At 48.5% G+C, this 26,871-nt stretch carries 33 protein-coding genes; 28 read left to right on the top strand and 5 right to left on the bottom strand.

Annotated elements, in window-relative coordinates:
* Positions 1-4 precede the first annotated feature (4 nt).
* From sdaAA to sucD, 22 genes are all read left to right on the top strand, one after another.
* A complete protein-coding gene (gene sdaAA, locus AUC31_RS08905; protein WP_058383555.1) occupies positions 5-904 on the top strand; it encodes an L-serine ammonia-lyase, iron-sulfur-dependent, subunit alpha in 900 nt (299 codons plus the stop codon).
* Positions 894-2,936, top strand: coding sequence for an ATP-dependent DNA helicase RecG (recG, locus tag AUC31_RS08900; RefSeq protein WP_058383556.1), 2,043 nt, complete (start codon positions 894-896; stop codon positions 2,934-2,936). Before sdaAA ends, recG begins: the two co-directional genes overlap by 11 nt.
* A gap of 89 nt (positions 2,937-3,025) precedes the next feature.
* Positions 3,026-3,610, top strand: coding sequence for a transcription factor FapR (gene fapR / locus AUC31_RS08895; protein WP_058383557.1), 585 nt, complete (start codon positions 3,026-3,028; stop codon positions 3,608-3,610).
* Positions 3,607-4,599 (top strand): phosphate acyltransferase PlsX, encoded by a 993-nt coding sequence (gene plsX, locus AUC31_RS08890; RefSeq protein WP_058383558.1) that lies wholly within the window; start codon positions 3,607-3,609, stop codon positions 4,597-4,599. The genes fapR and plsX overlap by 4 nt, the downstream gene beginning before the upstream one ends.
* A complete protein-coding gene (gene fabD, locus AUC31_RS08885; RefSeq protein ID WP_058383559.1) occupies positions 4,596-5,534 on the top strand; it encodes an ACP S-malonyltransferase in 939 nt (312 codons plus the stop codon). Before plsX ends, fabD begins: the two co-directional genes overlap by 4 nt.
* On the top strand, positions 5,531-6,277 hold the full coding sequence (fabG, locus tag AUC31_RS08880; RefSeq protein WP_058383560.1) for a 3-oxoacyl-[acyl-carrier-protein] reductase: 747 nt from the start codon (positions 5,531-5,533) through the stop codon (positions 6,275-6,277). Before fabD ends, fabG begins: the two co-directional genes overlap by 4 nt.
* A gap of 40 nt (positions 6,278-6,317) precedes the next feature.
* On the top strand, positions 6,318-6,554 hold the full coding sequence (locus tag AUC31_RS08875) for an acyl carrier protein (RefSeq protein ID WP_058383561.1): 237 nt from the start codon (positions 6,318-6,320) through the stop codon (positions 6,552-6,554).
* A gap of 139 nt (positions 6,555-6,693) precedes the next feature.
* Positions 6,694-7,449 (top strand): ribonuclease III, encoded by a 756-nt coding sequence (gene rnc, locus AUC31_RS08870; protein ID WP_058383562.1) that lies wholly within the window; start codon positions 6,694-6,696, stop codon positions 7,447-7,449.
* Positions 7,450-7,451: 2 nt separating this feature from the next.
* Entirely contained in the window at positions 7,452-11,000 is a 3,549-nt protein-coding gene (smc, locus tag AUC31_RS08865; protein ID WP_058383563.1) for a chromosome segregation protein SMC, read from the top strand.
* An 11-nt stretch (positions 11,001-11,011) separates the two neighbouring features.
* Entirely contained in the window at positions 11,012-12,028 is a 1,017-nt protein-coding gene (gene ftsY, locus AUC31_RS08860) for a signal recognition particle-docking protein FtsY (RefSeq protein ID WP_058383564.1), read from the top strand.
* Positions 12,029-12,095: 67 nt separating this feature from the next.
* Positions 12,096-12,419 (top strand): putative DNA-binding protein, encoded by a 324-nt coding sequence (locus AUC31_RS08855; protein WP_058383565.1) that lies wholly within the window; start codon positions 12,096-12,098, stop codon positions 12,417-12,419.
* 12 nt (positions 12,420-12,431) lie between these two features.
* On the top strand, positions 12,432-13,790 hold the full coding sequence (gene ffh / locus AUC31_RS08850) for a signal recognition particle protein (RefSeq protein ID WP_058383566.1): 1,359 nt from the start codon (positions 12,432-12,434) through the stop codon (positions 13,788-13,790).
* Between the two features lie 92 nt (positions 13,791-13,882).
* Positions 13,883-14,155 (top strand): 30S ribosomal protein S16, encoded by a 273-nt coding sequence (gene rpsP / locus AUC31_RS08845; RefSeq protein ID WP_058383567.1) that lies wholly within the window; start codon positions 13,883-13,885, stop codon positions 14,153-14,155.
* Positions 14,156-14,167: 12 nt separating this feature from the next.
* A complete protein-coding gene (locus AUC31_RS08840) occupies positions 14,168-14,401 on the top strand; it encodes a KH domain-containing protein (protein WP_058383568.1) in 234 nt (77 codons plus the stop codon).
* A gap of 62 nt (positions 14,402-14,463) precedes the next feature.
* Complete coding sequence (rimM, locus tag AUC31_RS08835; protein WP_058383569.1) at positions 14,464-14,979, top strand: ribosome maturation factor RimM; 516 nt, start codon at positions 14,464-14,466, stop codon at positions 14,977-14,979.
* Positions 14,979-15,707, top strand: a complete 729-nt coding sequence (gene trmD / locus AUC31_RS08830; RefSeq protein ID WP_058383819.1) for a tRNA (guanosine(37)-N1)-methyltransferase TrmD — start codon at positions 14,979-14,981, stop codon at positions 15,705-15,707. The genes rimM and trmD overlap by 1 nt, the downstream gene beginning before the upstream one ends.
* 135 nt (positions 15,708-15,842) lie before the next feature.
* The gene (rplS, locus tag AUC31_RS08825) at positions 15,843-16,187 is read left to right on the top strand and encodes a 50S ribosomal protein L19 (RefSeq protein WP_058383570.1); all 345 of its coding nucleotides are present in this window, start codon (positions 15,843-15,845) and stop codon (positions 16,185-16,187) included.
* 196 nt (positions 16,188-16,383) lie between these two features.
* A complete protein-coding gene (gene lepB / locus AUC31_RS08820; RefSeq protein ID WP_058383571.1) occupies positions 16,384-16,941 on the top strand; it encodes a signal peptidase I in 558 nt (185 codons plus the stop codon).
* Positions 16,942-16,952: 11 nt separating this feature from the next.
* Complete coding sequence (ylqF, locus tag AUC31_RS08815; protein ID WP_058383572.1) at positions 16,953-17,828, top strand: ribosome biogenesis GTPase YlqF; 876 nt, start codon at positions 16,953-16,955, stop codon at positions 17,826-17,828.
* Between the two features lie 54 nt (positions 17,829-17,882).
* A complete protein-coding gene (locus AUC31_RS08810) occupies positions 17,883-18,653 on the top strand; it encodes a ribonuclease HII (RefSeq protein ID WP_083509151.1) in 771 nt (256 codons plus the stop codon).
* Between the two features lie 121 nt (positions 18,654-18,774).
* Positions 18,775-19,935 carry an ADP-forming succinate--CoA ligase subunit beta gene (sucC, locus tag AUC31_RS08805; RefSeq protein ID WP_058383573.1) on the top strand — a complete coding sequence of 387 codons (1,161 nt, stop codon included), beginning with the start codon at positions 18,775-18,777 and terminating at the stop codon, positions 19,933-19,935.
* An 18-nt stretch (positions 19,936-19,953) separates the two neighbouring features.
* Positions 19,954-20,856 (top strand): succinate--CoA ligase subunit alpha, encoded by a 903-nt coding sequence (sucD, locus tag AUC31_RS08800; protein ID WP_058383574.1) that lies wholly within the window; start codon positions 19,954-19,956, stop codon positions 20,854-20,856.
* An 89-nt stretch (positions 20,857-20,945) separates the two neighbouring features.
* Here sucD and AUC31_RS08795 read toward each other — a convergent pair whose 3' ends face one another.
* From AUC31_RS08795 to AUC31_RS08780, 4 genes are all read right to left on the bottom strand, one after another.
* On the bottom strand, positions 20,946-22,139 hold the full coding sequence (locus tag AUC31_RS08795) for a tyrosine-type recombinase/integrase (protein ID WP_058383575.1): 1,194 nt from the start codon (positions 22,137-22,139) through the stop codon (positions 20,946-20,948).
* A gap of 107 nt (positions 22,140-22,246) precedes the next feature.
* Positions 22,247-22,708, bottom strand: coding sequence for an ImmA/IrrE family metallo-endopeptidase (locus AUC31_RS08790; RefSeq protein WP_058383576.1), 462 nt, complete (start codon positions 22,706-22,708; stop codon positions 22,247-22,249).
* Positions 22,709-22,798: 90 nt separating this feature from the next.
* A complete protein-coding gene (locus AUC31_RS08785) occupies positions 22,799-23,485 on the bottom strand; it encodes an excalibur calcium-binding domain-containing protein (RefSeq protein ID WP_058383577.1) in 687 nt (228 codons plus the stop codon).
* A 28-nt stretch (positions 23,486-23,513) separates the two neighbouring features.
* Positions 23,514-23,861, bottom strand: a complete 348-nt coding sequence (locus AUC31_RS08780) for a helix-turn-helix domain-containing protein (protein WP_083509150.1) — start codon at positions 23,859-23,861, stop codon at positions 23,514-23,516.
* A gap of 150 nt (positions 23,862-24,011) precedes the next feature.
* Here AUC31_RS08780 and AUC31_RS08775 point away from each other — a divergent pair, with 150 nt between their 5' ends.
* Positions 24,012-24,239, top strand: a complete 228-nt coding sequence (locus AUC31_RS08775; protein WP_058383578.1) for a helix-turn-helix transcriptional regulator — start codon at positions 24,012-24,014, stop codon at positions 24,237-24,239.
* Positions 24,240-24,360: 121 nt separating this feature from the next.
* Positions 24,361-24,516, top strand: a complete 156-nt coding sequence (locus AUC31_RS17720) for a BC1881 family protein (protein ID WP_157073478.1) — start codon at positions 24,361-24,363, stop codon at positions 24,514-24,516.
* Here AUC31_RS17720 and AUC31_RS08770 read toward each other — a convergent pair.
* On the bottom strand, positions 24,513-24,719 hold the full coding sequence (locus AUC31_RS08770) for a KTSC domain-containing protein (RefSeq protein ID WP_058383579.1): 207 nt from the start codon (positions 24,717-24,719) through the stop codon (positions 24,513-24,515). The genes AUC31_RS17720 and AUC31_RS08770 overlap by 4 nt on opposite strands.
* A gap of 104 nt (positions 24,720-24,823) precedes the next feature.
* On the opposite strand from AUC31_RS08770, the gene AUC31_RS08765 reads away from it, so the two are divergent.
* The 4 genes from AUC31_RS08765 (at position 24,824) to AUC31_RS08755 (ending at position 26,693) form a co-directional block, all read left to right on the top strand.
* The gene (locus AUC31_RS08765; protein ID WP_058383580.1) at positions 24,824-25,546 is read left to right on the top strand and encodes a phage antirepressor KilAC domain-containing protein; all 723 of its coding nucleotides are present in this window, start codon (positions 24,824-24,826) and stop codon (positions 25,544-25,546) included.
* Positions 25,547-25,581: 35 nt separating this feature from the next.
* Positions 25,582-25,728, top strand: coding sequence for a hypothetical protein (locus AUC31_RS17715; protein WP_157073477.1), 147 nt, complete (start codon positions 25,582-25,584; stop codon positions 25,726-25,728).
* Between the two features lie 70 nt (positions 25,729-25,798).
* Positions 25,799-26,101, top strand: a complete 303-nt coding sequence (locus AUC31_RS08760) for a glutamine--fructose-6-phosphate aminotransferase (RefSeq protein ID WP_083509231.1) — start codon at positions 25,799-25,801, stop codon at positions 26,099-26,101.
* 79 nt (positions 26,102-26,180) lie between these two features.
* A complete protein-coding gene (locus tag AUC31_RS08755) occupies positions 26,181-26,693 on the top strand; it encodes a helix-turn-helix domain-containing protein (protein ID WP_237150583.1) in 513 nt (170 codons plus the stop codon).
* Positions 26,694-26,871 lie beyond the last annotated feature (178 nt).

The following is a 26,871-nucleotide window of genomic DNA, read 5'->3' as shown; positions in this document are numbered from 1 at the left end:
AGAAATGGATGTTCTATTCCGAAATGTTAGGGAGCTCGTCGAACGGGCAGAAAAAGAAGGCAAGCTCATTTCCGAGATCATGATCGAACAGGAGATGCTCATTACGGACCGTTCGCGGGAAGATATTATGCAGCAGATGGAGCGCAATTTGACTGTCATGGAAGAAGCGGTCGAAAAAGGCTTACAAGGCGTTCATTCCGTTTCCGGTTTGACCGGTGGCGACGCAGTGCTGCTCCAAAAATACATGCAGCAAGGCAATAGCCTGTCCGGCGATCTGTTGCTTGATGCCGTCAGCAAAGCCGTGGCGACCAATGAAGTGAACGCGGCGATGGGCACGATCTGCGCGACGCCGACCGCAGGATCCGCAGGGGTTGTCCCGGGCACCTTGTTTGCCGTCAAGAATAAATTGAACCCGACACGTGAACAGATGATCCGTTATCTGTTCACATCCGGAGCATTCGGCTTTGTCGTGGCCAATAACGCCTCGATTTCTGGAGCCGCTGGTGGATGCCAAGCGGAAGTCGGCTCTGCAGCGGCAATGGCTTCTGCTGCCATCATTGAAATGGCAGGGGGCACGCCTCAGCAAAGTTCTGAAGCTTTTGCCATTACCTTGAAGAATATGCTCGGTCTAGTCTGCGACCCTGTGGCGGGGCTCGTGGAAGTGCCATGCGTGAAGCGCAATGCAATGGGTGCATCCAATGCGGTTGTTGCCGCCGATATGGCGCTCGCTGGTGTCACCAGCCGCATTCCGTGCGACGAAGTCATCAGCGCCATGTTCGAAATCGGGCAAGCAATGCCTAGCGCGTTCCGCGAAACGGCAAAAGGCGGATTGGCTGCGACACCGACCGGCAAATGGCTAGAATCAAAAATTTTCGGCGGGTCGGTAGTCGGCAGTGGACAATAAAGCACCCGTCTCTTCATTGAAGGGGGTCGGGAAGCAAGCGGCTGAAGCCTTACGGGACATGAAGATCGAAAGTCTGGAAGACTTGATCATGACCTTCCCGTATCGCCACGAGGATTTCCAGCTCAAAGATCTGGCTGAAACGCCCCATAATGAACGGGTAACGGTGGAGGGAAGGGTCGAAAATGAGCCTTCCGTCCTTTTTTTAGGAAAAAATAAATCGCGGACGACTGTGACGGTGCTCGTCGGCCGCCATCTCGTCAAAGCGGTATTCTTCAACCAGCATTACGTGAAAGCCAAGCTTCAAATCGGCGCGATCGTCACGTTGACCGGCAAATGGGACCGCGGCCGCCAATTGATCACGGTTTCCAGCCATTCGATCGGACCGCGGACGGATGGCGCGGATTTTGAACCGGTTTACAGCCTGAAAGGTTCTATGCACCAGAAAACGTTTCGCAAGCTCATGCGGCAGGCGTTAGATGCCACAAAAGGCGGCCTTCAAGATTGCCTGCCCGCTTCCATCCGTGAAGAATACCAGCTGCTGCCGTTTGAAGAAGCGCTAGAAACTGTCCATTTTCCGGAAGATGCGGCATCGCTTAAGCAGGCGCGCCGGCGCTTTGTGTATGAAGAGCTATTGCTGTTTCAATTGAAGATGCAGGCGCTGCGCAAGAAGAACCGGGAAGCGGAGGGCGGTTCGTTCATCGATTATGATTTGAATCGCTTGAAAGCGTTCATCGATGCCTTGCCGTTCGATTTGACCAGTGCCCAAAAGCGCGTCGTCAATGAAATCTGTCGCGACATGAAAGAACCGTTCCGGATGAACCGCCTATTGCAGGGAGATGTCGGTTCCGGCAAGACCGTCGTCGCCGCGATCGCTTTGTATGCCGCCGTCACAGCAGGCAAACAAGGGGCGCTCATGGCACCGACGGAAATCCTCGCTGAGCAGCATGCCAACACGCTCGAAGAATGGTTCCGGCCCTTTGGCGTCAGCGTCGCCTTATTGACGGGATCGGTTAAAGGCAAGAGGCGCAAGGAAGTGTTGAAGCGTCTAGTCGACGGCGAAATCGACATTCTGATTGGCACCCATGCATTGATCCAGCCGGAAGTTTTGTTCAAAAGCCTAGGATTGGTCATCACCGATGAACAGCACCGTTTCGGCGTAGATCAACGGCGTGTGCTGAAAGATAAAGCCTTGAACCCGGATGTCCTGTTCATGACCGCCACACCGATTCCACGGACACTTGCGATTTCGGCTTTCGGTGAAATGGACGTCTCGATCATCGACGAAATGCCGGCCGGGCGAAAAGAGATCGAAACCTATTGGATGAAAAAAGAAATGTTCGGCAAAATTGTCGGCCGCATGGAAAAAGAACTTCTCGCCGGGCGGCAGGCATATGTCATCGCACCACTGATCGAAGAATCCGAAACCTTGGAATACCAGAATGCGGTCGAGCTGTACCAGCAATTGACGGTGTATTTCGAAGGCCGTCATACCGTCGGGTTGATGCACGGACGCCTGCATCCGGATGAAAAAGAGCAAACGATGCGTGAATTTGCTGAAGGAAAGATCGCGGTGCTGGTGTCGACGACTGTGGTCGAAGTCGGCGTTAACGTCCCGAATGCTTCGTTCATGCTTATTTATGACGCTGAACGTTTTGGCTTGTCGCAGCTACACCAATTGCGCGGGCGCGTTGGCCGTGGCAGCGACCAATCCTATTGTGTGCTGTTGGCAGACCCGAAAACGGAGATCGGCAAAGAGCGGATGAATTCGATGACGGAAACGAACGACGGCTTTATCCTTGCCGAAAAAGATTTGGAGCTGCGTGGTCCTGGGGATTTCTTTGGCCGCAAGCAAAGCGGCATCCCGGAGTTCCGCATGGCGGATTTGGTCCACGATTACCGTGCGCTTGAAGCGGCGAGAAAAGACGCGGAAGCGTTGATCGCCAGCGAGTCGTTCTGGGTCTCGGACGAAACGAAATGCCTGCGGGCGATGCTCGAAGACTCCGGCATTCTCGAAGGCGGAAGGCTTGATTAGGATGCAGGGAGACCGATTTTCCTTGCATTCTTTTTTTGTTGTTTATATACTCATATTAGTACCAAGTGCTAATAGCGGGCGGTGACATAGTGAGAAAACCTAAAAAAGAGCGGCAAGCTGCGCTGAAATCCTCGATTAAGGACAATCCCTTCGTGACCGATGAAGAATTATCTGCAGAGTTCGGTGTCAGTGTCCAGACCATCCGTCTCGACAGGATGGAGCTTTCGATTCCTGAACTTCGGGAGCGCATTAAACATGTTGCCGAGAAGACCTTTGACGATGAAGTGAAATCCTTGCCGATTGATGAAGTGATCGGTGAAATTATCGATATAGAATTGGACAATAAAGCCATTTCCATTTTTGATGTCAAACCGGAACACGTTTTCCAGCGCAATAGAATTGCCAGGGGGCATCATCTGTTTGCACAGGCGAATTCCTTGGCGGTAGCGGTGATGAACGAAGAATTGGCCTTGACGGTGAAATCGGAATTGCAATTTTTGAAGCCGGTTAAAGCCGGGCAGCGGGTCGTCGCGAAAGCGCAAGTGACCGACAGACAGCCGCACAAGCACCGCGCGTTCGTCAAAGTGGTGTCGACGGTTGACCAGGCAGTAGTTTTTATCGGGACATTTGAAATGTACCGCATGACTGAACAAAGTGAAGGTGACAATTCGTGAAAATAGCGATTGATGCAATGGGCGGAGACAACGCCCCGAAAGAAATTATCGAAGGTGTCAAACAAGCACTCGAAGCGTTCAGTGACGTGGAGATTTTGCTTTATGGGCAACAGGACAAAATCGATGAATACATAAAACCGCAAGACCGTTTGACGATTATCCATTGCGCTGAAGTGATCGAATCGGAAGACGATCCGGTCCGTTCGGTGCGCCGCAAAAAAGATGCATCGATGGTCCGTATGGCCGAAGCGGTCAAAGAAGGAACCGCGGACGCGGCAGTATCCGCAGGAAACACAGGAGCCCTTATGTCAGCTGGCTTATTTATTGTCGGCCGTATTGAGGGTGTCGACCGCCCGGCGCTTGCACCGACTTTGCCGACGATGGACGGAAAAGGCTTTCTTATGCTGGACCTCGGCGCCAATGCCGATGCCAAGCCGGAGCATCTTGTGCAATACGCCATCATGGGCAGCATCTATGCCGAAAAAGTACGCGGCGTCCAAAACCCGACAGTCGGCTTGCTGAATATCGGGACAGAAGAGAAAAAAGGCAATGAACTGACGAAAGCGGCATTTCCGCTGCTGAAAGAAGCGCCCGTCAACTTCATCGGAAACGTGGAGTCGCGCGACTTGCTGAACGGCGCCGCTGATGTGGTCGTCACGGACGGCTTTACCGGCAATATGGTCTTGAAGACGATCGAAGGGACTGCGATGAACGTATTTGCGATGATCAAGGATGTCTTTATGGCATCGACCAAGACCAAAATTGCAGCCATGCTCGTGAAAAATGATTTGAGCGCGTTAAAGGGCATGCTGGATTACAGCGAATACGGCGGTGCTGGATTATTCGGGCTAAAGGCGCCGGTCATCAAAGCGCATGGTTCATCCAACGGCACTGCATTCTATAACGCGATCCGCCAAGCGCGGACGATGGTCGAGCATGATGTTGCCGGCAAGATTTACAGCACTTTGAAGGAGGAACAATCGTCATGAGAAAGCAAATCGCATTTATTTATCCAGGGCAAGGCTCGCAGACAGTGGGCATGGGCGAAAGCTTTCTGGAAGATGACAAGAGCCGTCAATTTTACGAAAGTGCCGACCAAGTGCTTGGGATGGAGCTGTCGAAATTGATGCTCGAAGGCCCGCAAGAGGAATTGACCCTGACTTATCATGCACAGCCAGCACTTTTGACAGTCAGCTCGATGATTACGGAACGCCTGATTCGTGCAGGCGTTCGTCCGGATTATACAGCTGGGCATAGCCTTGGTGAATACAGTGCCCTTGTCGCTTCGAATGTTCTGGAATTTCCGAAAGCGGTGGAAGTGGTCCACAAGCGCGGATTATTCATGAATGAAGCAGTCCCTGCCGGTGAAGGCGCAATGGCCGCCATTCTGGGAATGGACGCAGACAAGCTGGAGGAAGTGACGGATGATGCGACCAATAGCGCAGGAGTTGTCCAATTGGCAAACTTGAACTGTCCGGGTCAAATCGTTATTTCCGGAACGAAAGCAGGCGTGGAAAAAGCGTGTGAGTTGGCGAAAGAGCGTGGTGCTAAGCGTGCCATCCCACTCGACGTCAGCGGCCCGTTCCACTCGGAATTGATGCGCTCCGCGTCCCATGACTTGGCAAAAGTGCTGAGTGATTCATTCTTGCTTAATGCGAAAATTCCTGTCGTGACGAATTTCATGGCCGAACCGGAAACAAACGCGACGCAATTGCAGGACATGTTGATCCATCAATTGTACTCGCCTGTTCTATGGGAACAATCGGTGCGGAAGATGATCGACCTTGGCGTCACCACCTTTGTCGAAGTTGGTCCTGGCAAAGTGCTGAGCGGCTTGGTGAAGAAAATCGACCGTTCGGTTACAGTGATTCCGGTCCATGACCTGGCGTCATTCGAAAAAGCGGTAGAGGAGTTGACAACATGAGCAAATTAACTGGAAAAACAGCCATCGTTACAGGGGCATCTCGCGGTATCGGGGCTGCCATCGCACGGCGCTTTGCTGAAGAAGGCGCAAATATCGTCGTCAACTACAGCGGCAGCCAGGACAAGGCAGAAGCCGTCGTAACTGAGATCGAACAAGCAGGTGGCAAAGCCATTGCCGTCAAGGCCAATGTCGCAGATGCCGATGCAGTGAAATTGCTGGCGGATGCGGCGATGAAGGAGTTCGGCTCGATCGACATCCTCGTCAATAATGCCGGCATCACGCGCGATAATTTGATGATGCGCATGAAAGAAGACGAATGGGATGACGTGATCAACACGAACTTGAAAGGCGTTTTCCTATGCACGAAAGCTGTGACACGCCAAATGATGAAACAGCGCGCGGGGCGCATCGTCAATATTGCCTCGATCGTGGGCGTCATGGGCAATGCAGGACAAGCGAATTACGTGGCGGCAAAAGCGGGTGTCATCGGTTTGACGAAGACGACGGCGAGAGAACTTGCAAGCCGTGGGATTACAGCAAATGCGGTAGCTCCTGGGTTCATCACGACCGACATGACAGAAAAGCTCGGCGATGATGTACAATCGAGCATGCTTGCCCAAATTCCGCTTGCCCGTTTCGGCGCGCCGGAAGATGTGGCGAATGCGGCATTGTTCCTGGCTTCCGACGAAGCAAGTTATGTAACCGGCCAGACTTTGCATCTGGACGGTGGCATGGTCATGTAGTTCACAATTATGTATACTGATTTGAGGGGAGGTGACGGCATTGTCAACAGTATTGGAGCGAGTAACCAAAGTAATCGTAGATCGTCTTGGTGTGGAAGAGAGCGAAGTGAAACCTGAAGCATCTTTCACAAACGACCTTGGGGCAGACTCATTGGATGTAGTTGAATTGGTCATGGAGCTAGAAGACGAATTCGATATGGAAATTTCCGATGAAGATGCAGAAGGAATGTCAACGGTAGGCGACGCAGTAACTTACATCGAAAAAAAACAAGCTTAAGTTGAATAAACGGGATCCGTCCCAGCTTGATAGCACAAACAATTGACGCACAGCCTAGCTGTGCGTCAATTCTCTTTTTGCACAATGCCAGAAAAACAGGTAAAATCAACAAGAGAACAATAGAGGAAGGCAGATAAAAATGGCGATGAAACGAAAACCGAAACACACCAAACAAATGGCGCTGAAAGAAAGCGCGAAACAGGCATTTGAGCAATTGCAAAAAGAGCTGGATATCCAGTTTGAACAACCTGCCCTTCTGCAGCAGGCATTTACCCATTCATCTTATGTGAATGAGCATCGAAGAAGACAATTCACGGACAATGAGCGCCTGGAATTTTTAGGCGACGCCGTATTGGAATTGTCGGTATCGCATTTCCTCTATATGAAATACCCCGAAATGGCTGAAGGCGAACTGACCAAACTGCGCGCATCGATCGTCTGTGAGCCGTCTCTTGTGCTATTTGCCAACGAACTGGATTTTGGCAAATACATTCTACTCGGCAAAGGCGAGGAATTGACAGGAGGCAGAACGCGCCCGGCACTTCTTGCGGACGTCTTCGAATCATTTGTCGGAGCGCTTTATTTGGATCAGGGGCTTGAGAAGGTTGTAGCCTTTTTAGAGGTAGTGCTATTCCCAAAAGTGGAAGTCGGTGCTTTTTCTCATGCGATGGATTATAAAAGCCAATTGCAGGAGCTGGTACAGCAGAAAAATACCGGCACCTTGAATTATGAAATCATCGAAGAAAAAGGTCCTGCACATAGCCGTATTTTTGTGACGCGCGTTTCCTTGGGCGATCAGGAACTGGGCCTAGGCGACGGACGCTCCAAAAAAGAAGCGGAGCAGAAGGCAGCGCAGCTTGCCATCCGTAAATTGCAGGAAACAGCGGAGGATTGAACATGTTTTTGAAAAGATTGGAAGTAATCGGATTTAAATCGTTCGCCGACCGTGTCGGCATCGATTTCGTCCCTGGCGTTACCGCCGTTGTTGGGCCGAATGGCAGCGGCAAAAGCAATGTAACCGATGCAATCCGTTGGGTTCTTGGCGAGCAATCCGCAAAATCGCTGCGCGGAGCGAAAATGGAAGATGTGATTTTCGCCGGAAGCGATTCAAGAAAAGCGCTTAATTTTGCGGAAGTTACATTGGTGTTGGATAATACGGACGGCAAAGCCCCTCTCGATTACAGCGAAATCAGCGTAACGAGAAGGGTTTTTCGCAGTGGCGAAAGTGCATATCTATTGAACAAGCAGCCGTGCCGACTAAAGGATATCACCGATCTGTTTATGGATTCGGGACTGGGAAAAGAAGCGTTTTCCATCATTTCCCAAGGGCGCGTGGATGAAATCCTCAATAGCAAAGCGGACGAGCGGCGTTCCATTTTTGAAGAAGCGGCCGGAGTATTGAAATACAAACAGCGTAAACGGAAAGCCGAATTCAAATTGAACGAAACGGACGAAAACTTGAACCGTGTGCTCGATATCCTGCATGAGCTCGATGGGCGGATGGAGCCGTTGCAGATGCAAGCATCCGCAGCACGCGATTACCTCGACATGAGCGCCCAATTAAAAGACGCGGATATTGCGCTATTGGCGTACGATGCCAATGCATTGAAGGCACAACTATCAGAGCTGTCGCAAGAAGCTTTGCAGCACGCAGCGGAAGAGCAGCGTCTGGCGGGCGAAATTTCAGAAACGGAACAATTGATTGCCGCTTCGAAGCGGTCGGTGCATGCACTGGATAAAAAAATCGATACAGCACAAGCGGCGCTCGTTGAAGCAAGTTCGGAAGCCGAAAAATGGGAAGGCCGCAAATTGCTGATGCACGAGAAAAAGCATAATGCAGACCGCCAGCGCCAGGCCTTGGAAGAGTCAATCAAGGCTGAGCGTGAAGAAACTGCCAAGCTCGAACAGCGTCACGCAGAACAAGGCGCTTCCCTCGAACAGCAGAAGATGGATCAGCAGAAGACCCGCAAGTCGATTCAGCAGCTAGAAGCGCAATTGAATTTGACCCCTGCTGATATCGACAATGAAATTGAAGCGAAGAAATCCCTCTATATCGAATTGATGAACGAACAGGCAGGCTTGAAAAACGAACTGAAAAACATCGATTTCCAACAGCAGCAAATGACGGAATCGAGCGGCCGCATTACCGCCCAACAGCAATCGTTCGAAAAAGAACTTGCACGCCTATTGAAAGAAAAACAGCAAGCGGAAAAAGCGTATGAAGAAATCCACGCGGACCTTGACCGCAAACGACAGCATTTCAAAGAACAAGAAACCGGCGCAAAACAATTAGCCGCGGATTACGATCACAAGAAATCCCTCTTGTTCCAGGCGTACCAATCCCATAAACAACTATCTGCACGCATTGAGACCTTGCAGGATTTAGAAGCCGATTACTCCGGATTCTTCCATGGGGTGCGCGAAGTCTTGCAGGCAAGGGAGCGCAACGAATTAAATGGCATCATCGGCGCTGTGGCAGAATTGGCGGATGTTCAAAAGTCATATGCCAAAGCGATTGAAACGGCATTTGGCGCAGCCAGCCAGCATATCGTCACGAGCGATGAAAAAAGTGCCAGCGAAGCAATCCGTTTTTTGAGAACCAAACGCGCAGGACGTTCTACGTTCCTCCCGATGACGATCATGAAACCGAGGCAGATCTCCCAGCAAGTGGTGCAATCAGTTTCGGCACATCCTTCATTTGTGGACATTGCGTCACAACTTGTCAGCTATGACGACCAGTACGCGATGATTTTCCAAAACCTGCTCGGCAATGTCCTTGTGGCAAAAGAGCTCGAGGGCGCGACATCGATAGCCAAAGCAATCGGCCACCGGTACCGCGTTGTGACATTGGATGGCGATGTTATTAATGCCGGAGGTTCCATGACAGGCGGCGCAACGAAAAACCAGGCCTCGTTCTTTACGAGAAAAGCAGAACTGGAGCAATTGCAGCAGCAGGCAACTGAACTTCAAAGCACCATTGAAGAAGCCGAACAGAAAGTCCGTGAATTGCAATCGCGTGCAGAAATCGCGAAAGAGCAATTAGAACATCTTCGCACAGAAGGAGAGCGCTACCGAGAGCTTGAGGCGGAAAGCGCGATGCATCTGCGGGAAATCGAGGCGGTGTGGAAAACGACCGACAGCCGCTTTGCGCTATTCCGTGCAGAACAGCAGAACAAGCAGGATCTCTCCGGCCTTGCTTCACGCAGGGAAGAAGCGGCTGGCCGCATGGACGCGATCGCCAGCGAATTAGCAGGCTTGAACAACGAAATTGAAGAATTGACTGGCTTCAAGCAGCAAAAAGAAACAGCCAGAGGTGAATTGCTGTCGAAACTCGCCGAATTCAAATCAGACATGGCAGTCCGCAAAGAACGCATTCAGCAGCTCACGGTGCAGGTGGATGAATTATTGGAACGCCGCACAGCCAGCCGCAACAGGCTCGGTGAGCTTGAACGCGAGCTGGAATGGATTCAATCGGAAGAAGCGGCGAAAAACTTTTCAGACGAAGAAATCGAGTCAGAAATCCAAAGATGGTCCGATGCACGACAGTCAGCGAACGACACCGTCGATGCTTCCCGCAAAGAGCGCCACACATTGCAGCAAGCGCTTGACGTGGAAGAACAGCAGCTGCGTGAACAAAGCCGCATCCATAAAGGCTTTACAGAAGCTGTGCGCATCTGTGAAGTGAAGGCGACGCGCCTTGAAGTGCAACTGCAGGGGCTTCTCGGACAGCTCGAAGATCATTACGAAATGGATCTTGAAGCGGCAAGCCGCTACCCGCTAGAAGGGGAGGAAGCCGCTGTCAGAAAGCAAGTGAAGCTTCTGAAACAATCGATTGAAGAGCTCGGCAGCGTCAATATTGGCGCCATCGAGGAATATGAACATGTGGCGGAACGCCATCGCTTCTTAAGCGAGCAGCGGGATGATCTGAATGAAGCGAAAGACACGCTTCGCACCTTGATCGCAGAAATGGATGAGGAGATGACTTTGCGTTTTGACGAAACCTTCCATGCCATCCGCAGCCACTTCCGCCATGTATTCCGCGAATTGTTCGGCGGCGGTTCTGCGGATCTGGTGTTGACCAACCCATCGGACTTGCTCATGACAGGCGTCGATATCATTGCACAGCCGCCAGGCAAGAAGCTGCAGAATTTGAGCTTGTTGTCCGGCGGTGAACGGGCACTCACGGCAATCGCCTTGCTGTTCGCCATCTTGAAAGTGCGCCCCGTGCCGTTCTGTGTACTAGATGAAGTCGAAGCGGCGCTTGATGAATCGAATGTCGTGCGTTACAGTCAGTACTTGAAAAAATTCAGTGAAGACACACAGTTTATCGTCATCACCCATCGCAAAGGCACGATGGAAGGCGCTGATGTGCTATATGGCATCACGATGCAGGAATCGGGTATTTCCAAACTGGTTTCCGTAAAATTGCAGGAAGACATCAAATAAGGAGTGAGTCGATGAGTTTCTTTAAGAAATTAAAAGATAAATTCAGCAATAATGTAGAAGAAGAACAATCAACCGAGAAATACCGCGAAGGCTTAAGCAAAACGCGGACCGGCTTTACGTCGAAGATCAATGATTTGGTCGCTCGTTACCGCAAAGTCGATGAAGACTTTTTCGAAGAATTGGAAGAAGTGCTATTGCAGGCAGACGTCGGCTTTGAGACGGTCATCGAACTGATGGAAGAACTGCGTTATGAAGTGCAGCGACAGAATGTCAAAGACACTTCCAATGTACAGTCGGTCATTTCTGAGAAACTTGTCGAAATCTACGAAGCAGGCGATCAGGAATTGAGCGAATTGACCTTTGCCGAATCGGGCCCGACTGTCATCTTGATGGTCGGCGTCAATGGCGTCGGTAAAACGACAACCATCGGAAAATTGGCGCAGCGCCTGAAAAATGAAGGTAAGTCGGTCATGCTCGCAGCAGGTGACACGTTCCGTGCCGGAGCGATCGACCAGCTCGATGTTTGGGGGCAGCGCGTCGGCGTTGAAACCATCAAGCAAAGCGAAGGATCCGATCCGGCAGCGGTCATGTACGACGCCGTGCGGGCCGCGAAATCGCGCAATATCGATGTCTTGATCTGCGATACGGCGGGCCGCCTGCAGAACAAAGTCAATTTGATGAATGAATTGCAGAAAGTGCATCGCGTCATTGCCCGTGAAATTCCAGGGGCGCCTCATGAAGTGCTGCTTGCACTTGATGCGACGACAGGGCAAAACGCTATGATTCAAGCCCAGACCTTTAAAGAAGTGACGGAAGTGACGGGCATCGTCTTGACGAAACTCGACGGGACCGCAAAAGGCGGAATTGTCCTGGCGATTCGCAACAAGCTCAATATCCCGGTGAAATTTGTCGGGCTGGGCGAAAAACTAGATGACCTTCAGCCGTTCGACCCGCAGAAATACGTCTACGGCTTATTTGCCGAAGGCTTGGACCGGGAAGAGCAGGAAGAAATGGGCTCAGACAAGTAAAATTACTTGACGGAGGCTTCGGGATTCAGTATGGTATACAGGAGTATGAATGGGGTGAGCGTCATTGATGGGACTGGAAAAAACGACAAGAATGAACTATCTTTTTGATTTCTATCAGGAGCTGCTGACGCCCAAACAGCGCAGCTATATGAGCTTGTATTATCTGGACGACCATTCGCTCGGCGAAATTGCCGAAGAATATGAAATCACCCGCCAAGCGGTGTACGACAATATCCGCCGGACCGAAGCGATGCTTGAAGAATATGAGGAGAAGTTGCAGCTGTTCGAGAAATTCCAGCGGCGCCAGCAACTCGTCTCGACTTTTGAAAAACAGCCATTCACTGATGACAATGTCCAGAAATTTTTGGATGAATTGAAGGAATGGGACTAGGAGGCGGTAATAGTGGCATTTGAAGGATTATCTGAACGCCTGCAAGGAACGATGACCAAAATCAAAGGCAAGGGGAAATTGTCCGAAGCAGACGTAAAAGAGATGATGCGCGAAGTCCGCTTTGCCTTGATCGAAGCGGATGTCAACTTGAAAGTCGTCAAATCGTTCATCAAGAAAGTCAGCGAACGCGCTGTCGGCCTTGAAGTGATGGAGAGTTTGACGCCAGGCCAGCAAGTCGTAAAAATCGTCAAAGATGAACTGACTGAATTAATGGGCGGCGAACAAAGCAAAATTGAATTTGCGACACGCCAGCCGACTGTCATCATGATGGTCGGTTTGCAAGGGGCCGGTAAGACAACGACGACCGGTAAGCTTGCAGGCGTGCTCCGCAAAAAGAACAACCGCAAGCCATTGCTCGTCGCAGCGGACGTTTACCGCCCGGCTGCGATCAACCAGCTCGAGACGATCGGCAAGCAATTATCGCTGCCGGTGTTCTCCAAAGGCACGGATGCAAACCCTGTCGACATCGCCCGTGAAGCGATCGAACATGCTAAAGCGGAACATCTCGATACGGTCATCATCGATACGGCGGGCCGCCTGCATGTCGATGAGCAATTGATGCAGGAATTGAAAGATATCCGTTCGATCAAAGAGCCGGATGAAATTTTCCTCGTCGTCGATGCGATGACCGGTCAGGATGCAGTCAACGTCGCGCAGAGCTTCGATGACGCAATCGGCATCACAGGGGTCGTCTTGACGAAACTTGACGGTGATACGCGCGGCGGTGCGGCATTGTCGATCCGTACCGTCACCGAAAAACCGATCAAGTATATCGGTACAGGCGAGAAGATGGACGCGCTTGAACCATTCCACCCAGAGCGCATGGCTTCCCGCATACTCGGCATGGGCGATATGCTCTCCTTGATCGAAAAAGCGCAAACGAACGTCGATGAGGCCAAGGCAAAGGAATTGGAAGAGAAATTCCGAACGTCTTCGTTCACATTCGATGATTTCCTTGAGCAATTGGATCAAGTAAAGCAAATGGGGCCGCTCGATGAAATTTTGAAGATGCTCCCAGGTGCGGGTAAAATCAAAGGCCTCGAAAACGCCAAAGTGGACGAGAGCCAAATGGGGCGCGTCGAAGCGATCATCCGCTCGATGACGATCCAGGAGAAGACGACTCCCGAAATCATCAATGCAAACCGCAAAAAACGGATTGCACGCGGTTCCGGAACGTCCATCCAAGACGTCAACAGGCTGCTCAAGCAGTTTGAAGACATGAAGAAAATGATGAAACAAATGTCCGGAATGGCCGGCAAAAAGGGCAAGAAAAAGATGTCGATGCCAGGCCTGGACTCGCTTTTCAAGTAAATTTGGTAGTGTTAAGAAAAAATACTTTACAAACCTTTTAAAGCTTGCTAATATAATATCTTGTGTGAAACTATTCGGAGGTGCTTTATAAAATGGCAGTAAAAATTCGCTTAAAACGTATGGGAGCTAAAAAGTCTCCTTTCTACCGTATCGTAGTCGCTGATTCACGTGCTCCACGTGACGGCCGTCAAATCAAAACAGTAGGTACTTACAACCCACTGACAGTTCCAGCTGAAGTTAAAATCGACGAAGAATTGGCGTTGAAATGGCTTCACGATGGCGCTAAACCATCTGACACAGTACGCAACTTGTTCTCTCAGAACGGCATTATGGAGAAATTCCATAACGAAAAACTAAACAAGTAAGGGAGCGTTCTTATGGAGCAGCTGATTGAAACGATCGTCAAGCCGCTAGTTGATTATCCGGAAGCAGTTCGTGTTGAAAAAGACGAAAACACTAACCGAGTCGTCTACAAGCTTTCCGTGCATCAAAGCGATACAGGGAAAGTCATCGGCAAGCAAGGACGTGTGGCGAAAGCTGTACGCTCTGTCGTCTATTCAGCAGCAGGAAATTATCATAAGAAGAAAACGTACCTTGATATTGTGGATTGAAAGGAAGGAGCCCCGGTTCCTTCCTTTTTTTTCAGGAAAAAATACAGGAAGGGTGTTTGTGCGTGGAATGGTTTAACGTAGGAAAAATAGTCAATACCCACGGGATCCGCGGTGAAGTGCGCGTGATGTCCCGTACCGATTTCCCGGAAGAACGGTTTGCGATCGGCAATAAGCTTGGCTTGTTTACAGCGGGTGCGAAAAAGCCGATCATGGTGAAAGTGGCGAGCCACCGTACCCATAAAAACTTCAATCTTTTATCTTTTGAAGGCTATCCAACCATCAATGATGTCGAACCGTTCAAGGAAGGCTATCTGAAGATCGCTGAACACGACCTCGGCGATTTGGAAGAAGGCGCTTTTTACCATCACGAAATTCTCGGCTGCCAAGTGTTTTCTGTTGAAGGCGAGGAAATTGGCGAAGTGACCGAAATTTTGGAGACAGGCGCCAATGACGTGTGGGAAGTCACGCCGGCAAAAGGCAAAAAGCATTACATCCCTTATATCGAAGACGTGGTCAAAGACGTCGACATCGATGAAAAGAAAATCACCATCGATGTGCTGGATGGCTTGTTATCATGATGAACATTCAAGTGTTGTCTCTTTTTCCACCCATGTTCGAAGGGGTGTTCCAGCATTCGATCATGAGAAAAGCACAGGACAAAGGCGCGGTCACTTTAGGGGTTGTCGACATCCGTGAATTTGCTGACAACAAGCGCCAAGTGGATGATTATCCGTTCGGCGGGGGCGCTGGCATGGTGCTGAAACCCGAACCGGTTTTCAATGCGGTCGAAAGCATCACAAATGACGGCAAGAAGCCGCGCGTCATCTTGATGTGCCCACAAGGCGAGCGCTTTACGCAGAAGAAGGCAGAAGAACTTGCCTGTGAAGAAGAACTGGTCTTCATTTGCGGCCATTACGAAGGCTACGATGAACGCATCCGCGAACATTTGGTCACTGACGAGATCTCCATCGGCGATTTCGTATTGACCGGCGGGGAGCTGGCAGCCATGACCGTGATCGACAGCGTTGTAAGGCTGCTCCCGGGTGTTCTTGGCAATAGCGATTCACCGGTCCGCGATTCCTTTTCGACCGGTCTCTTGGAGCATCCGCATTACACGCGTCCCGCGAACTTTAGAGACATGGCCGTCCCGGACGTATTGACTTCTGGCAACCACGCTAAAATTGAAGACTGGCGCGAAGAGCAAGGCTTGAAGCGCACGCTCGAACGCCGCCCGGACCTTCTTGACCATGTCGAACTTAGCGATAAGCAGAAAACCATATTGGCTCGTTTACAAGCCGAAAAATAAATCGCGATAGCTCTTGCAGGCGGACGCGCGAAGTGATAGTATGGAGAATGTACTTTTATGTAAAGTACACGAATCACGGTGTTCCGCTGCAAAGATTACGGATTGCAAGAGCATCTGTAGAAGGAGAGAAAAAACATGCAAAACATCATTGCTGAAATCACTAAAGAACAACTTCGTGCGGATCTTCCAGATTTCCGTCCAGGAGATACTGTTCGCGTCCACGTGAAAGTTGTCGAGGGTACTCGCGAACGTATCCAGGTATACGAAGGAGTCGTTATCAGCCGTCGCGGAGGCGGAATCAGTGAATCATTCACTGTCCGTAAAATCTCGTACGGTGTAGGTGTTGAACGTACATTCCCTGTACACACACCGAAAATCGCTCAGCTTGAAGTTACTCGCCGTGGTAAAGTACGTCGTGCTAAATTGTACTACTTGCGAAACCTACGCGGTAAAGCAGCTCGTATCAAAGAAATCCGTTAATATCGCAAACAGGGAAGAAGGCTTAATGCCTTCTTCTTTTGCATTTAAAAGGCCCGGGCTGATCGCCTGGGCCTTTTAATGCGCTGTTTACAGGGTGTAGAGAGCATAGTGAATGCAGGCAGATGGCTTTTCTTTTCTTTGCTAAACACCTTGTTTCGCTGTACAATTAAAGCATTAAGCGCGGGGAGGAACACGCATGGAAGCTGAAGGGAAACAGAAAAATGAAGTGTGGGAATGGTCCAAAGCTCTATTGATCGCGTTCGACCTTGCGGCAATTATCCGGTTTTTCCTATTCACCCCCATTGTGGTGGACGGTGAATCGATGATGCCGACTCTTGAACACGGCGACCGCATGATTGTCAATAAAATCGGCTATAATATCGGCGAACCGGATCGATTCGACATCATCGTCTTTCATGCTCCGGAACAAAAAGACTATATCAAGCGGGTCATTGGATTGCCGGGCGACCATGTTGCCTATGAGGAAGACCAGCTCTTTATAAATGGAGAAGCAGTGGAAGAACCTTATCTCGACCAGTACAAGACAGGCATTACCGGCACCTTGACAGAAGATTTTGTGCTTGAAGACATCACCAGCTATTCCACCATCCCGGACGGCTATGTATTCGTCATGGGGGACAACCGCAGGGCGAGCAAAGACAGCCGCCATATCGGGCTGGTGCCGATCGATGAAGTGATCGGCAACACGAATTTCGTTTTTTGGCCGGTGGATGAAGCCGGCATCGTAAAATAAGGAGTGGTAGCATGACGATTCAATGGTTTCCCGGACATATGGCGAAAGCGCGCCGGGAAGTAACAGAAAAACTGAAGTTGGTGGATATCATCTTCGAATTGGTGGATGCACGCTTGCCGTTGTCATCACGCAATCCGATGATCGACCAAGTGATCCAGCAAAAACCCCGCCTCATCATCCTCAATAAAATGGATATGGCTGACGAGCGGGAAACAAAGAAATGGATCGAGCATTTCGAACGTGAAGGTACACGCGCCGTGGCGATCAATTCCTTGGAAGGAAAAGGGCTTCAGGCAGTCACGAAAGCTTCGAAGGAAATCCTCAAAGAGAAGTGGGACCGCATGGAATCGAAAGGCATCAAGCCGCGCGCCATACGGGCCATGATCGTCGGAATCCCGAACGTCGGAAAATCGACATTGATCAACCGCCTCGCTAAGAAAAGCTTAGCGAAAACGGGCAATATGCCAGGCGTTACGAAAGCACAGCAATGGATCAAAGTCGGTAAGGAAATCGAATTGCTCGATACGCCAGGGATTCTCTGGCCGAAATTTGAGGACCAGGAGACCGGGCAGAAACTTGCAGTGACTGGAGCGATTAAAGACTCGGTCATCCAAATGCAGGAACTGGCGATCTATGCGCTGAAATTTTTGGAAAAGCGTTATCCGGACCGTTTGATGGATCGTTACGGCATTGACCACATCGATGAAGACTTGGTGAAGACCTTCGACCATATCGGCAAAAAACGCTATATGATCGGACCGGACAACGAAGTCGATTACGAAATGACGGCTGAGATCATCGTCCGCGATATCCGCAACCAGCATCTCGGGCGCATCACATTCGATTACCGGGATGAAATGATTGCAGAACAAGACGAACTGGCATAACACAGCGGGTCCTCAAACAGGACCCGCTATTTTTTTGTGAAAGGAAGTGGCAATGTGGAAACGACAGCATCAATCAAGGAAAAATTACTGCAAGCCGAAGCCTTCGAGCCGTGGATGGAGGAACTGAAAAGCGATTCGCGCAAAAGCGTCCAACAATTGCTCGCCTCCTGGCAGCGCCGTTTCGACAAAAAGCTTTCTTTGCTGCGGGATTTGGAAAACAAGCAAAGCTTTGATCGGCAGTACAAGGAACATCCGGCTTCGCTCGTTGCCGGCATCGACGAGGCGGGCCGGGGACCGCTTGCCGGCCCGGTCGTAACGGCAGCCGTCATTTTGCCGGAAGATTGCAGCGCATTCATCGGTTTGGACGATTCAAAAATAATAGCAAAAGCGAAGCGCAATGAATTGGCGCTGCTCATCAAGCAACAGGCCACCAGTTGGTCGGTCCATATCCAGCCGCCTGAAGCCATCGATCGGCTGAATATTTTCCAAGCGACAAAACAATCGATGGAAGCAGCAGCAAACAATTTGAGTACGCCGCCTGACATCGTATTGGCGGATGCCATGAAGCTGACACTTTCAATGACTAGTGAAGCGATCATCAAAGGCGATGCGAAAAGTTTATGCATCGCCGCTGCATCGATTCTTGCAAAGACCGGACGAGATGATTTAATGGATGAGTACGCAGAAATGTATCCCCAATACGGTTTCTCGAAGCATGCTGGATATGGCACGAAAGACCATCTCGCAGCACTTGAAGCGCATGGCCCATGCCCAATCCACCGCGCGAGCTTTGAGCCAGTAAAATCGATGGGTGAAAGACCGTAAGAGAAAGAAAATTCGAAGTTTTATGCAGAGTGGCTGTCAGCTGTGGACATTCTATGGCAACTTTAATACAATGGTAGAGGCAATAAAATTAAGAGACAGATGTTTGATTGGAGGATGACAGATGAATATCCATGAATATCAGGGAAAACAGGTCCTGAAACAATATGGCGTATCAGTACCAGAAGGCCATGTTGCTTTTTCACCTGAAGAAGCAGTCAAAGCAGCGAAAGAACTTGGTTCGGATGTTGTCGTTGTTAAAGCTCAAATCCACGCAGGTGGACGAGGCAAGGCAGGCGGCGTCAAGCTGGCGAAAAACTTGGACGAAGTGCGTGAATATGCGAAGGAATTGCTTGGCAAGGTCCTCGTAACGCATCAGACAGGCCCAGAAGGCAAAGAAGTTAAACGCCTTTACATCGAAGCGGGCAGCAACATCGAAAAAGAATACTACCTTGGATTAGTTCTTGACCGTGAAACTTCCCTAGTCAACTTGATGGGATCAGAAGAAGGCGGAATGGACATCGAGGAAGTGGCAGCAAACACACCGGAGCGTATCTTCTATGAAGCAATCGATCCTGTTGTCGGTTTGACTGGCTTCCAAGCTCGCCGCATGGCATTCAACATGAACATCCCGGCTAAGCTTGTCAACAAAGCCGCGAAATTGATGCTAGGCCTTTACCAGGCTTATGTGGAGAAAGACGCAGCAATCGTTGAAATCAACCCATTGGTCGTTACAGGCGACGGGCAGGTAGTGGCTTTGGATGCGAAGTTCAACTTCGATGCAAACGCGCTATACCGTCATCAGGACATCATGGAAATGCGCGATTACGATGAAGAAGATGCTAAAGAAATCGAAGCTTCCAAGTACGACTTGAGCTACATCTCTTTGGACGGAAACATCGGCTGTATGGTTAACGGTGCCGGCCTTGCTATGGCAACAATGGATACGATTAACTATTACGGCGGCTCACCCGCTAACTTCCTTGACGTTGGGGGCGGTGCCACTGCTGAGAAAGTAACGGAAGCATTCAAGATCATTCTTTCTGATAAGAATGTCAAAGGAATCTTCGTTAACATTTTCGGCGGGATCATGAAGTGTGACATCATTGCGGAAGGCGTTATCCAAGCGGCTAAAGAAGTTAGCCTGGAAGTGCCACTTGTCGTCCGTCTTGAGGGCACAAACGTAGAAATCGGTAAAAAACTGCTGAACGAATCAGGTCTGAACATCGTAGCTGCTGGCACTATGGCGGATGGCGCGAAACAGATCGTAGAACTTGTAGGCTAAAGAAGGGCAGGGACAAAAATGAGCGTATACATTAATAAAGACACAAAAGTGCTTGTACAGGGAATTACAGGGTCAACTGCCCTTTTCCATACAAAGCAAATGCTTGAATACGGAACGAAAATCGTTGCGGGTGTAACACCAGGCAAAGGCGGAACTGAAGTAGAAGGCGTACCTGTATTCAACACAGTTCAAGATGCCGTAAAAGCAACAGGTGCTAATGTATCTGTAATTTATGTGCCGGCTCCTTTTGCTGCTGACGCAATTCTTGAAGCAACAGAAGCTGAGTTGGATATGGCAATCTGCATCACTGAGCATATTCCGGTACTGGATATGGTCAAAGTGAAGCGTTATATGGAAGGCAAGAAAACACGTCTTGTCGGACCGAACTGCCCGGGTGTCATCACTCCGGACGAATGTAAGATCGGCATTATGCCTGGTTACATTCACAAAAAAGGACATGTCGGCGTTGTTTCTCGCTCTGGTACATTGACGTATGAAGCGACTCACCAATTGTCTGAAGAAGGTATCGGCCAATCAACAGCTGTTGGTATCGGCGGAGACCCGGTCAACGGAACGAACTTTATCGATGTATTGAAAGAATTCAATGAAGATGAAGATACGTATGCGGTTGTCATGATCGGTGAAATCGGCGGAACAGCTGAAGAAGAAGCGGCAGAATGGGTTAAAGCGAATATGACTAAACCTGTTGTCGGCTTTATCGGCGGCCAAACGGCTCCAGAAGGAAAACGCATGGGTCACGCCGGTGCGATCATTTCCGGAGGCAAAGGGACTGCTGCAGACAAGATTAAAGCAATGAACGCTGCTGGAATCGAAGTTGCAGACACACCATCCGTTATTGGCGAAACTTTGATTAAAGTGATCAAGGAAAAAGGCCTCTACGACGCTTGTAAAACTCATTAATCCATAAATTAAGCCTGAAACGTTGATACAGCAACGTTTCAGGCTTTTTTGTTTTGTCTTTTTTCCCTCACTCGCACAGAACTCGCACATTAGGCCTCAAAAAACTTCCCGAAGATCTCCCCGTAATGAATTTTTAGTTGGTTCGGCGCATTCCGTTTCATCCGCTTCGTGACGTGCGTATAAATGTTTTTTGTCGTCTTGGCATCCGCATGGCCAACTCGGTGCATGATCGTGTCCAAGTCGATGCCGGCTTCTGTCAGCATGGTGATGTGCGTATGACGGAGAAGGTGAGGGCCGTCTCGTTTCCCGATGCCCGACTTCTCGCAGATCCGGAGATAGCGACGGTAAATGAATTTGGCCGAGTACGGATAGCCGGTCTTCGGCCGGCAGAACACAAAGTTCATGTCATGGTAATTGTCTGTTGATTTCCGATATTTGAGCCGGTTCTCCATCTGCTTAATTTTTAAGCGCTTAAAGAGACTCAATGTATTGCTGTCGATGTCGACCACTCGTATCGACTGATTCGACTTCGGAGGGGTCAATTCGTAATTTTCCACGGCTCCTGGACTGTCCATTGTTTTGGTGATGCGGATTCGGCTTTCCTCGAAATCAATGTCCACCCATTTCAACGAACAGACTTCGCCAGCTCGTAGCCCGGTAAAGGCGATTAGATAAAACCATTCCTCGTCAAAGATCAAGCCTAAGTCCCGGGCCGCATTTAAAAAGGTTTCCAGTTCTTCGCGCTCGAAATACTTCTCTTTCAATTCCTGGCTTTCAATTTCCTCTACTGTTCGCCGTCGTTTCGGCATAATAACCAGGTTCACCGGATTGTCCAGCCGCAGCCGTTGCTTCTGAGCATGCACAAAGACAAAGTTCGCCGTGACTTTTACATGCGTAATCTGGGACTTTGATGAACCTTTCCGGTGAAGATCCATCAGCATGTCCTGGATGTGTTGGTGCGTAATTCTGCCAATCAGCATATTGCCTATGTAACGATTAATTAGCTTCACCGTCGAATCCCGGCTGCGCAGCGTGCTCTTTTTTACACCGGAATGTGCATAGACTTCAAACCATTCTGCAGCCGTTTCCTGGAAGAAAACGCGGTTTGCTGTCCGGCCATCGATTCCGGATTCCAAAATCTTTAAGGATTCCTTCACCTTGATTTGCGCAGCCGTTTTGCTGTTTGCCTGTTTGCGGATGGGGTTCCGTTTATTCGTGTACGGATCCCGCGGTCCTTCTTCGTAACATTCCCAATTGCCATTGGGCAGTTTTCTGCATTTCATCGCACACACTCCCTCTTGCTCACCGTATCATGCAGCAACTACACCTACCGGTACAGTTTTTCCTCTCGCTGGATAGCCGTTGGTATTCTTTTAACCCATCGGTCTGTCTATCGGTACATTAAGTTTTGCATATATTGTCTAAGTCGTTTCTCAGCAAACTCCCAAGTCACTCCAAATGTTTCAACAATAAGCCAAATGGCACGTTTATCGGTGTTTGGCATCTCTAGCCTGTCGAGCATAAAAGTAGGAATGCAGAGATGCTGAGCAAAATTATCTGCTTTCCATTCCTGATAGTCACGCATGGAAATAGGGATGATTGCTTGATCACCAGCATGCCATAGCGCATGACAAAGTTCATGACCGAAATCTTCCCATTGTTCAGCATCGTTTTTTCGGATATCAATAAAGAAATTGCCATCAATAAACATTGATTCAAAAGGTAGATAGTAAATGCCTAACCCTAACCTTGATGCTATATCCTCTGCATTTAGCTGGTGAGGGTAATAAATTCCTAACCGGCTAAGAAATTGAGTTATGTATTCTTCAATATTATTATAAGTCCGTGTCATAACGCCACTCCTTTAAAGAACGTATGTTCTATTTAAGTTTATAAGAAATCCCTACTTTTTTAAAGCAGGGATTTTCGACCTGTTTTCTTTTTAATATGGCTCGCAAGCAATCCCATCGCCATCGCGATCAAGATGGCTTCCATATCCCGCATCATCCGTTCTAATTGGCGCTACGCCAGCGCTTCTAACAGCTGCGCAGTTATCATAGTAAACAGATGAATTACTTTGCTCGGGGGACCCGACTTGATTTATCAAATCTTCTGAATCACAAGGAATTCCGTTCGCGTCCTCGTCCAGATTGTGCGGGTCATTATCTGCAGAGTAGCCATTACCGTACCAATACTCCAAAAGTTCTTCATGACTGTTAAAATCAACACACTCCATTTTCGGGGCAGATGAGGCTTCATCAGTAGGTTCTTCTGGCTCATCTGGCTCTTCAACTAAAACTTCTTCCGCCTCTTCTGAAGGTGGAGTTTCAACTGCAGTTACTGGTTCTATTTCTTTCGTCTCCTCAATATCTTCTTTAATCTGAGGCTCAGTTTGAACAACATCTTCGGCTTGGTTTGGCTCATCGGAGTCAACAAACAACATGCCTATTCCAGTGAATAAAACCAACGCTCCGAAAATCGATATTAGATTTTTAGCGCTATTATTATTTCTTTCAAGACCCCAACCAAAAATGAGGACGCCAATTATAATCAAGATTATTTCATAAAATGACACAAACAAGAAAATTGCCAATAAAAAAAGTATAAATATGACGAGGGCTTCAATCATTTCTCATGACCCCTTTTACAAATTTACTTTATTTTTGCTTCTTCAATATCTCCCATACAGCTAGCAATGCTTGACGGCGTTCTTCTGGACTGTCATTAAATTCCTTGTAGAACTTATAAACTTCTGGATCGTTTACCCATTTGTCGAATTCATCCTCGTCGCTCCAAGACGGGGTTTTCTTTTCTTCGCGACCAAGGAGGTAATCAACTGTTACTTCGAAATAGTCCGCGATTTTTTGTAAAGTTTCATAATCCGGTTCCCGTTGACCCTGTTCATACATTGCATACGTTGTTCTTGCCACACCCAATATTTTCGCTAATTCGGACTGGGTCAATTTCTTTTTGCTGCGTAAACTTTTCATTCGCTGACTAAGCAAATTAGTCACCTCCAATAGCTTAAGTATATATACACGTAGCGTGTAAATATATAAAATACACAAAATGCGTAATTTATAATTGACTTGTCTCGAATTGTGTAGTAATCTTTAGGTAGTAAATACACGAAACGTGTACAGGAGGTGCAAAATGTGAGAAAGTGGTTGAAACATCAACGCATTGAGTTAGGCATAACACAAGAGGAAGCTGCTAAAAAATCAGGGATTGCTCGTACTACTTACGCAATGATTGAACAAGGAGAACGCGATCCAAGCGTAGCGGTTGCTAAGAACATCGCTGAAGCACTTGGCTTCCAATGGATTATTTTTTTTGATAATGAAGTACACGAAATGCGTAGTAAAAAGCGAATAGCAATTTAAGAGAGGAGTGAACAACTAAGTCTTGCTCACCAGGCAAGACAAAACTCCTGAGGAAATATTAAACAAGTTGCGGGTCCTGTGAGGGGTTTAAATTAGAAATTATTAGAAGGAGATGGCGAAGTTGACAAAATCAACGAAGCAACTCACCGAAGAGTTATCTGAAAGAGAGTCAGTAGTTTCAATGAATGTGGATCCTTACGAGGAAGTAGTAATAATAGTGGGCCAGAAAGAAAAGACGTTCACTGGCCCAGCAATTATTATCATAAACCAGGATTAAACACGTTGGTATCTGAAAGAGTTCTTTATGTTTGCTGCATGGTAGCTCCCCAGCGAACCGGCAGACATGAGACCTCGATAGATATGTTCAGGAACACCGAAATAATCATAAGTTCCTGATTTAAATTCAATTCGCAAAATTGAATTCACAGCGTCGTATCCAACAGCTCTTAAGTTGCTAGAATTAACGGCTTGCATTCTCATGGATACACCTCCCATCTATTTTAGATAGGTAAATTATAACAAATAAAAACTTCGAGCTCAGTTTTTAATTAGAAAATTTTGAATAAAAGATAGGAGGAATTGGAATGAACGAATTAATTCCCACATCGCAGAACGATTCTGGAGAGATTACTTTAAGCGGCCGCGATCTTCATGAGTTTTTAGAAGTTGCATCACGCTACGACAAGTGGTTCGACAGAATGACCGAATACGGTTTTGAAGAAAATATTGATTATATAGCTATTGGTCAAAAAAGACCGACAGCTCAAGGCAATATGACGTTCTATACCGACCACCAAATCAAACTCGACATGGCAAAAGAAATCGCTATGATCCAGCGCTCGGAAAAAGGAAAGGAAGCTCGTCAATATTTCCTTCAAATCGAAAGATTTTGGAGCAGTCCTGAAATGGTCATCAAACGCGCCATGGACTTTCAGCAGCAAAAAATAGTTCAACTCGAAGCGAAGGTCAAAGCAGACGAAAAGAAAGTGTTCTTGGCCGAAGCCATACAGGTTAGTGAAAACGCTGTGTTGATTAAGGATTTGGCAACGATATTAAGCCAGCGAGGATTGAACATGGGGCAGAACAGACTCTTCGAAGTACTGAGAGAAGAGGGTTACTTACTTAATAGTAAAGCCTACTGGAACAAGCCCTCTCAGAGATCGATGAATATGAAGCTGTTTGAAATTCAGACCCGATTGCACACATCAAGCGATGGCACCACTTACACCAAGTATACGCCTAAGGTGACCGGTAAAGGACAACTTTACTTCATCAACAAGTTCTTATCTGAAAGGTTGGCTATTTGAACAAGAGATGGAAATAAGAAAGGAGCATTAAAGCGATGAAAACATTTATGGCTCGACTATCTTATATCAGCGACAAAGAGGTTGAAAGATATCTTTCAAAAACTCAGAAACCTAAAAGAAAAGAACGCATTGATAATTATTCCCGCGCATTGGCCGACAAAGTTAAGAAAGGACAAATTTAACTATTTGAACATAAGGATAAAGAAAAAAGGCGCGAGGGAGCGCCCGTGAGGAGTGATAAACGTGGAAACCATGCTCGTGACATTAACCGTCGAGGATTTACGGCAAGTCTTGCAAGAAGAAATTCGTTCGGAAGTACAGGCGGCCTTGAAAGACTTAGCTCCGAGGGAGGAGCTACCGCACTTTCTAACAGTGGAAGAAGCGAAGGCGTTGCTGAGGGTCAGCCATTCGAAGATGTATGAGCTGATGGGCCGTTCAGACTTTCCAGTCTGCCGAGAGTTCGGAACAAAAATCTACACAGACAAGCTGTTCAAGTGGATTGAGGATAATACACCGGCGCTCCAGAAGAGGAAGCGTTCCTTGTCTGTAATTTAAGTATAAGCGTTTCAACAAGTTATTTTGGTACGTCTGAATAGAAAATTCCATTCAAATGGGACACAGGAGGATGATGACAATGACAAAGAACCGATTAACACAAGCCATGCGCGAAATGCGCGGCGATGAAACACAGCAGCAAATGGCGATGGAGCTGAACGTATCACGAGAGGCTGTCACGAAGTATGAAGGCGGTGCTCGTAACATTCCGCAAGATATCGCCCAGAACCTGATGGCGAAACACGACAATCCACGCTTCGCACTCGCTTTAAGAAGTCAGTATACGAAAACCGGACCGATGTGGCTGGACGGCCCAAACGTGGATCTGCATCGCTCGGCGGTAAGGGAGAAGACGCTTGAAGAAATCAAAGAAGCTTACGAGGCAATCAAAGCGCTGAGTTTTGCGCAGCCATTCCAGAGCTTATCGTCATGGCACTCGCCACAAATCGAGAAGGTATTGGAAGAGGCGGTCGAGGCCATTACATCATTAGAGCATCTGGTCGTTGTGGTCTGTGAAGAAGCTTCTATCAGTTACAACGAAACCTGGCACAAGCACCACATTCAACTACGCTCGAAAGGTTATCTGCAATGATCCAAACCGGCGAAGCATTACACACGCTCATCGCTACTGGTCTTGTGGGGTTCCTTTGCTTCTTAGTTGGCACGCAGTTCGGTTCGATAAATGCACAAAAAAATGACGACTGATCTTGGGAAATCAGCCGCCAATAAAATTAAAAAAGGTTACTTCAATTATACTCGAGAGCTTTGAC

This window comes from Planococcus rifietoensis, from assembly GCF_001465795.2.
In the GTDB taxonomy this organism is placed as follows: Bacteria; Bacillota; Bacilli; order Bacillales_A; family Planococcaceae; genus Planococcus; species Planococcus rifietoensis.
Note: the sequence above shows the minus strand (reverse complement) of the source record. Positions and strands in the feature narration are given on the sequence as shown.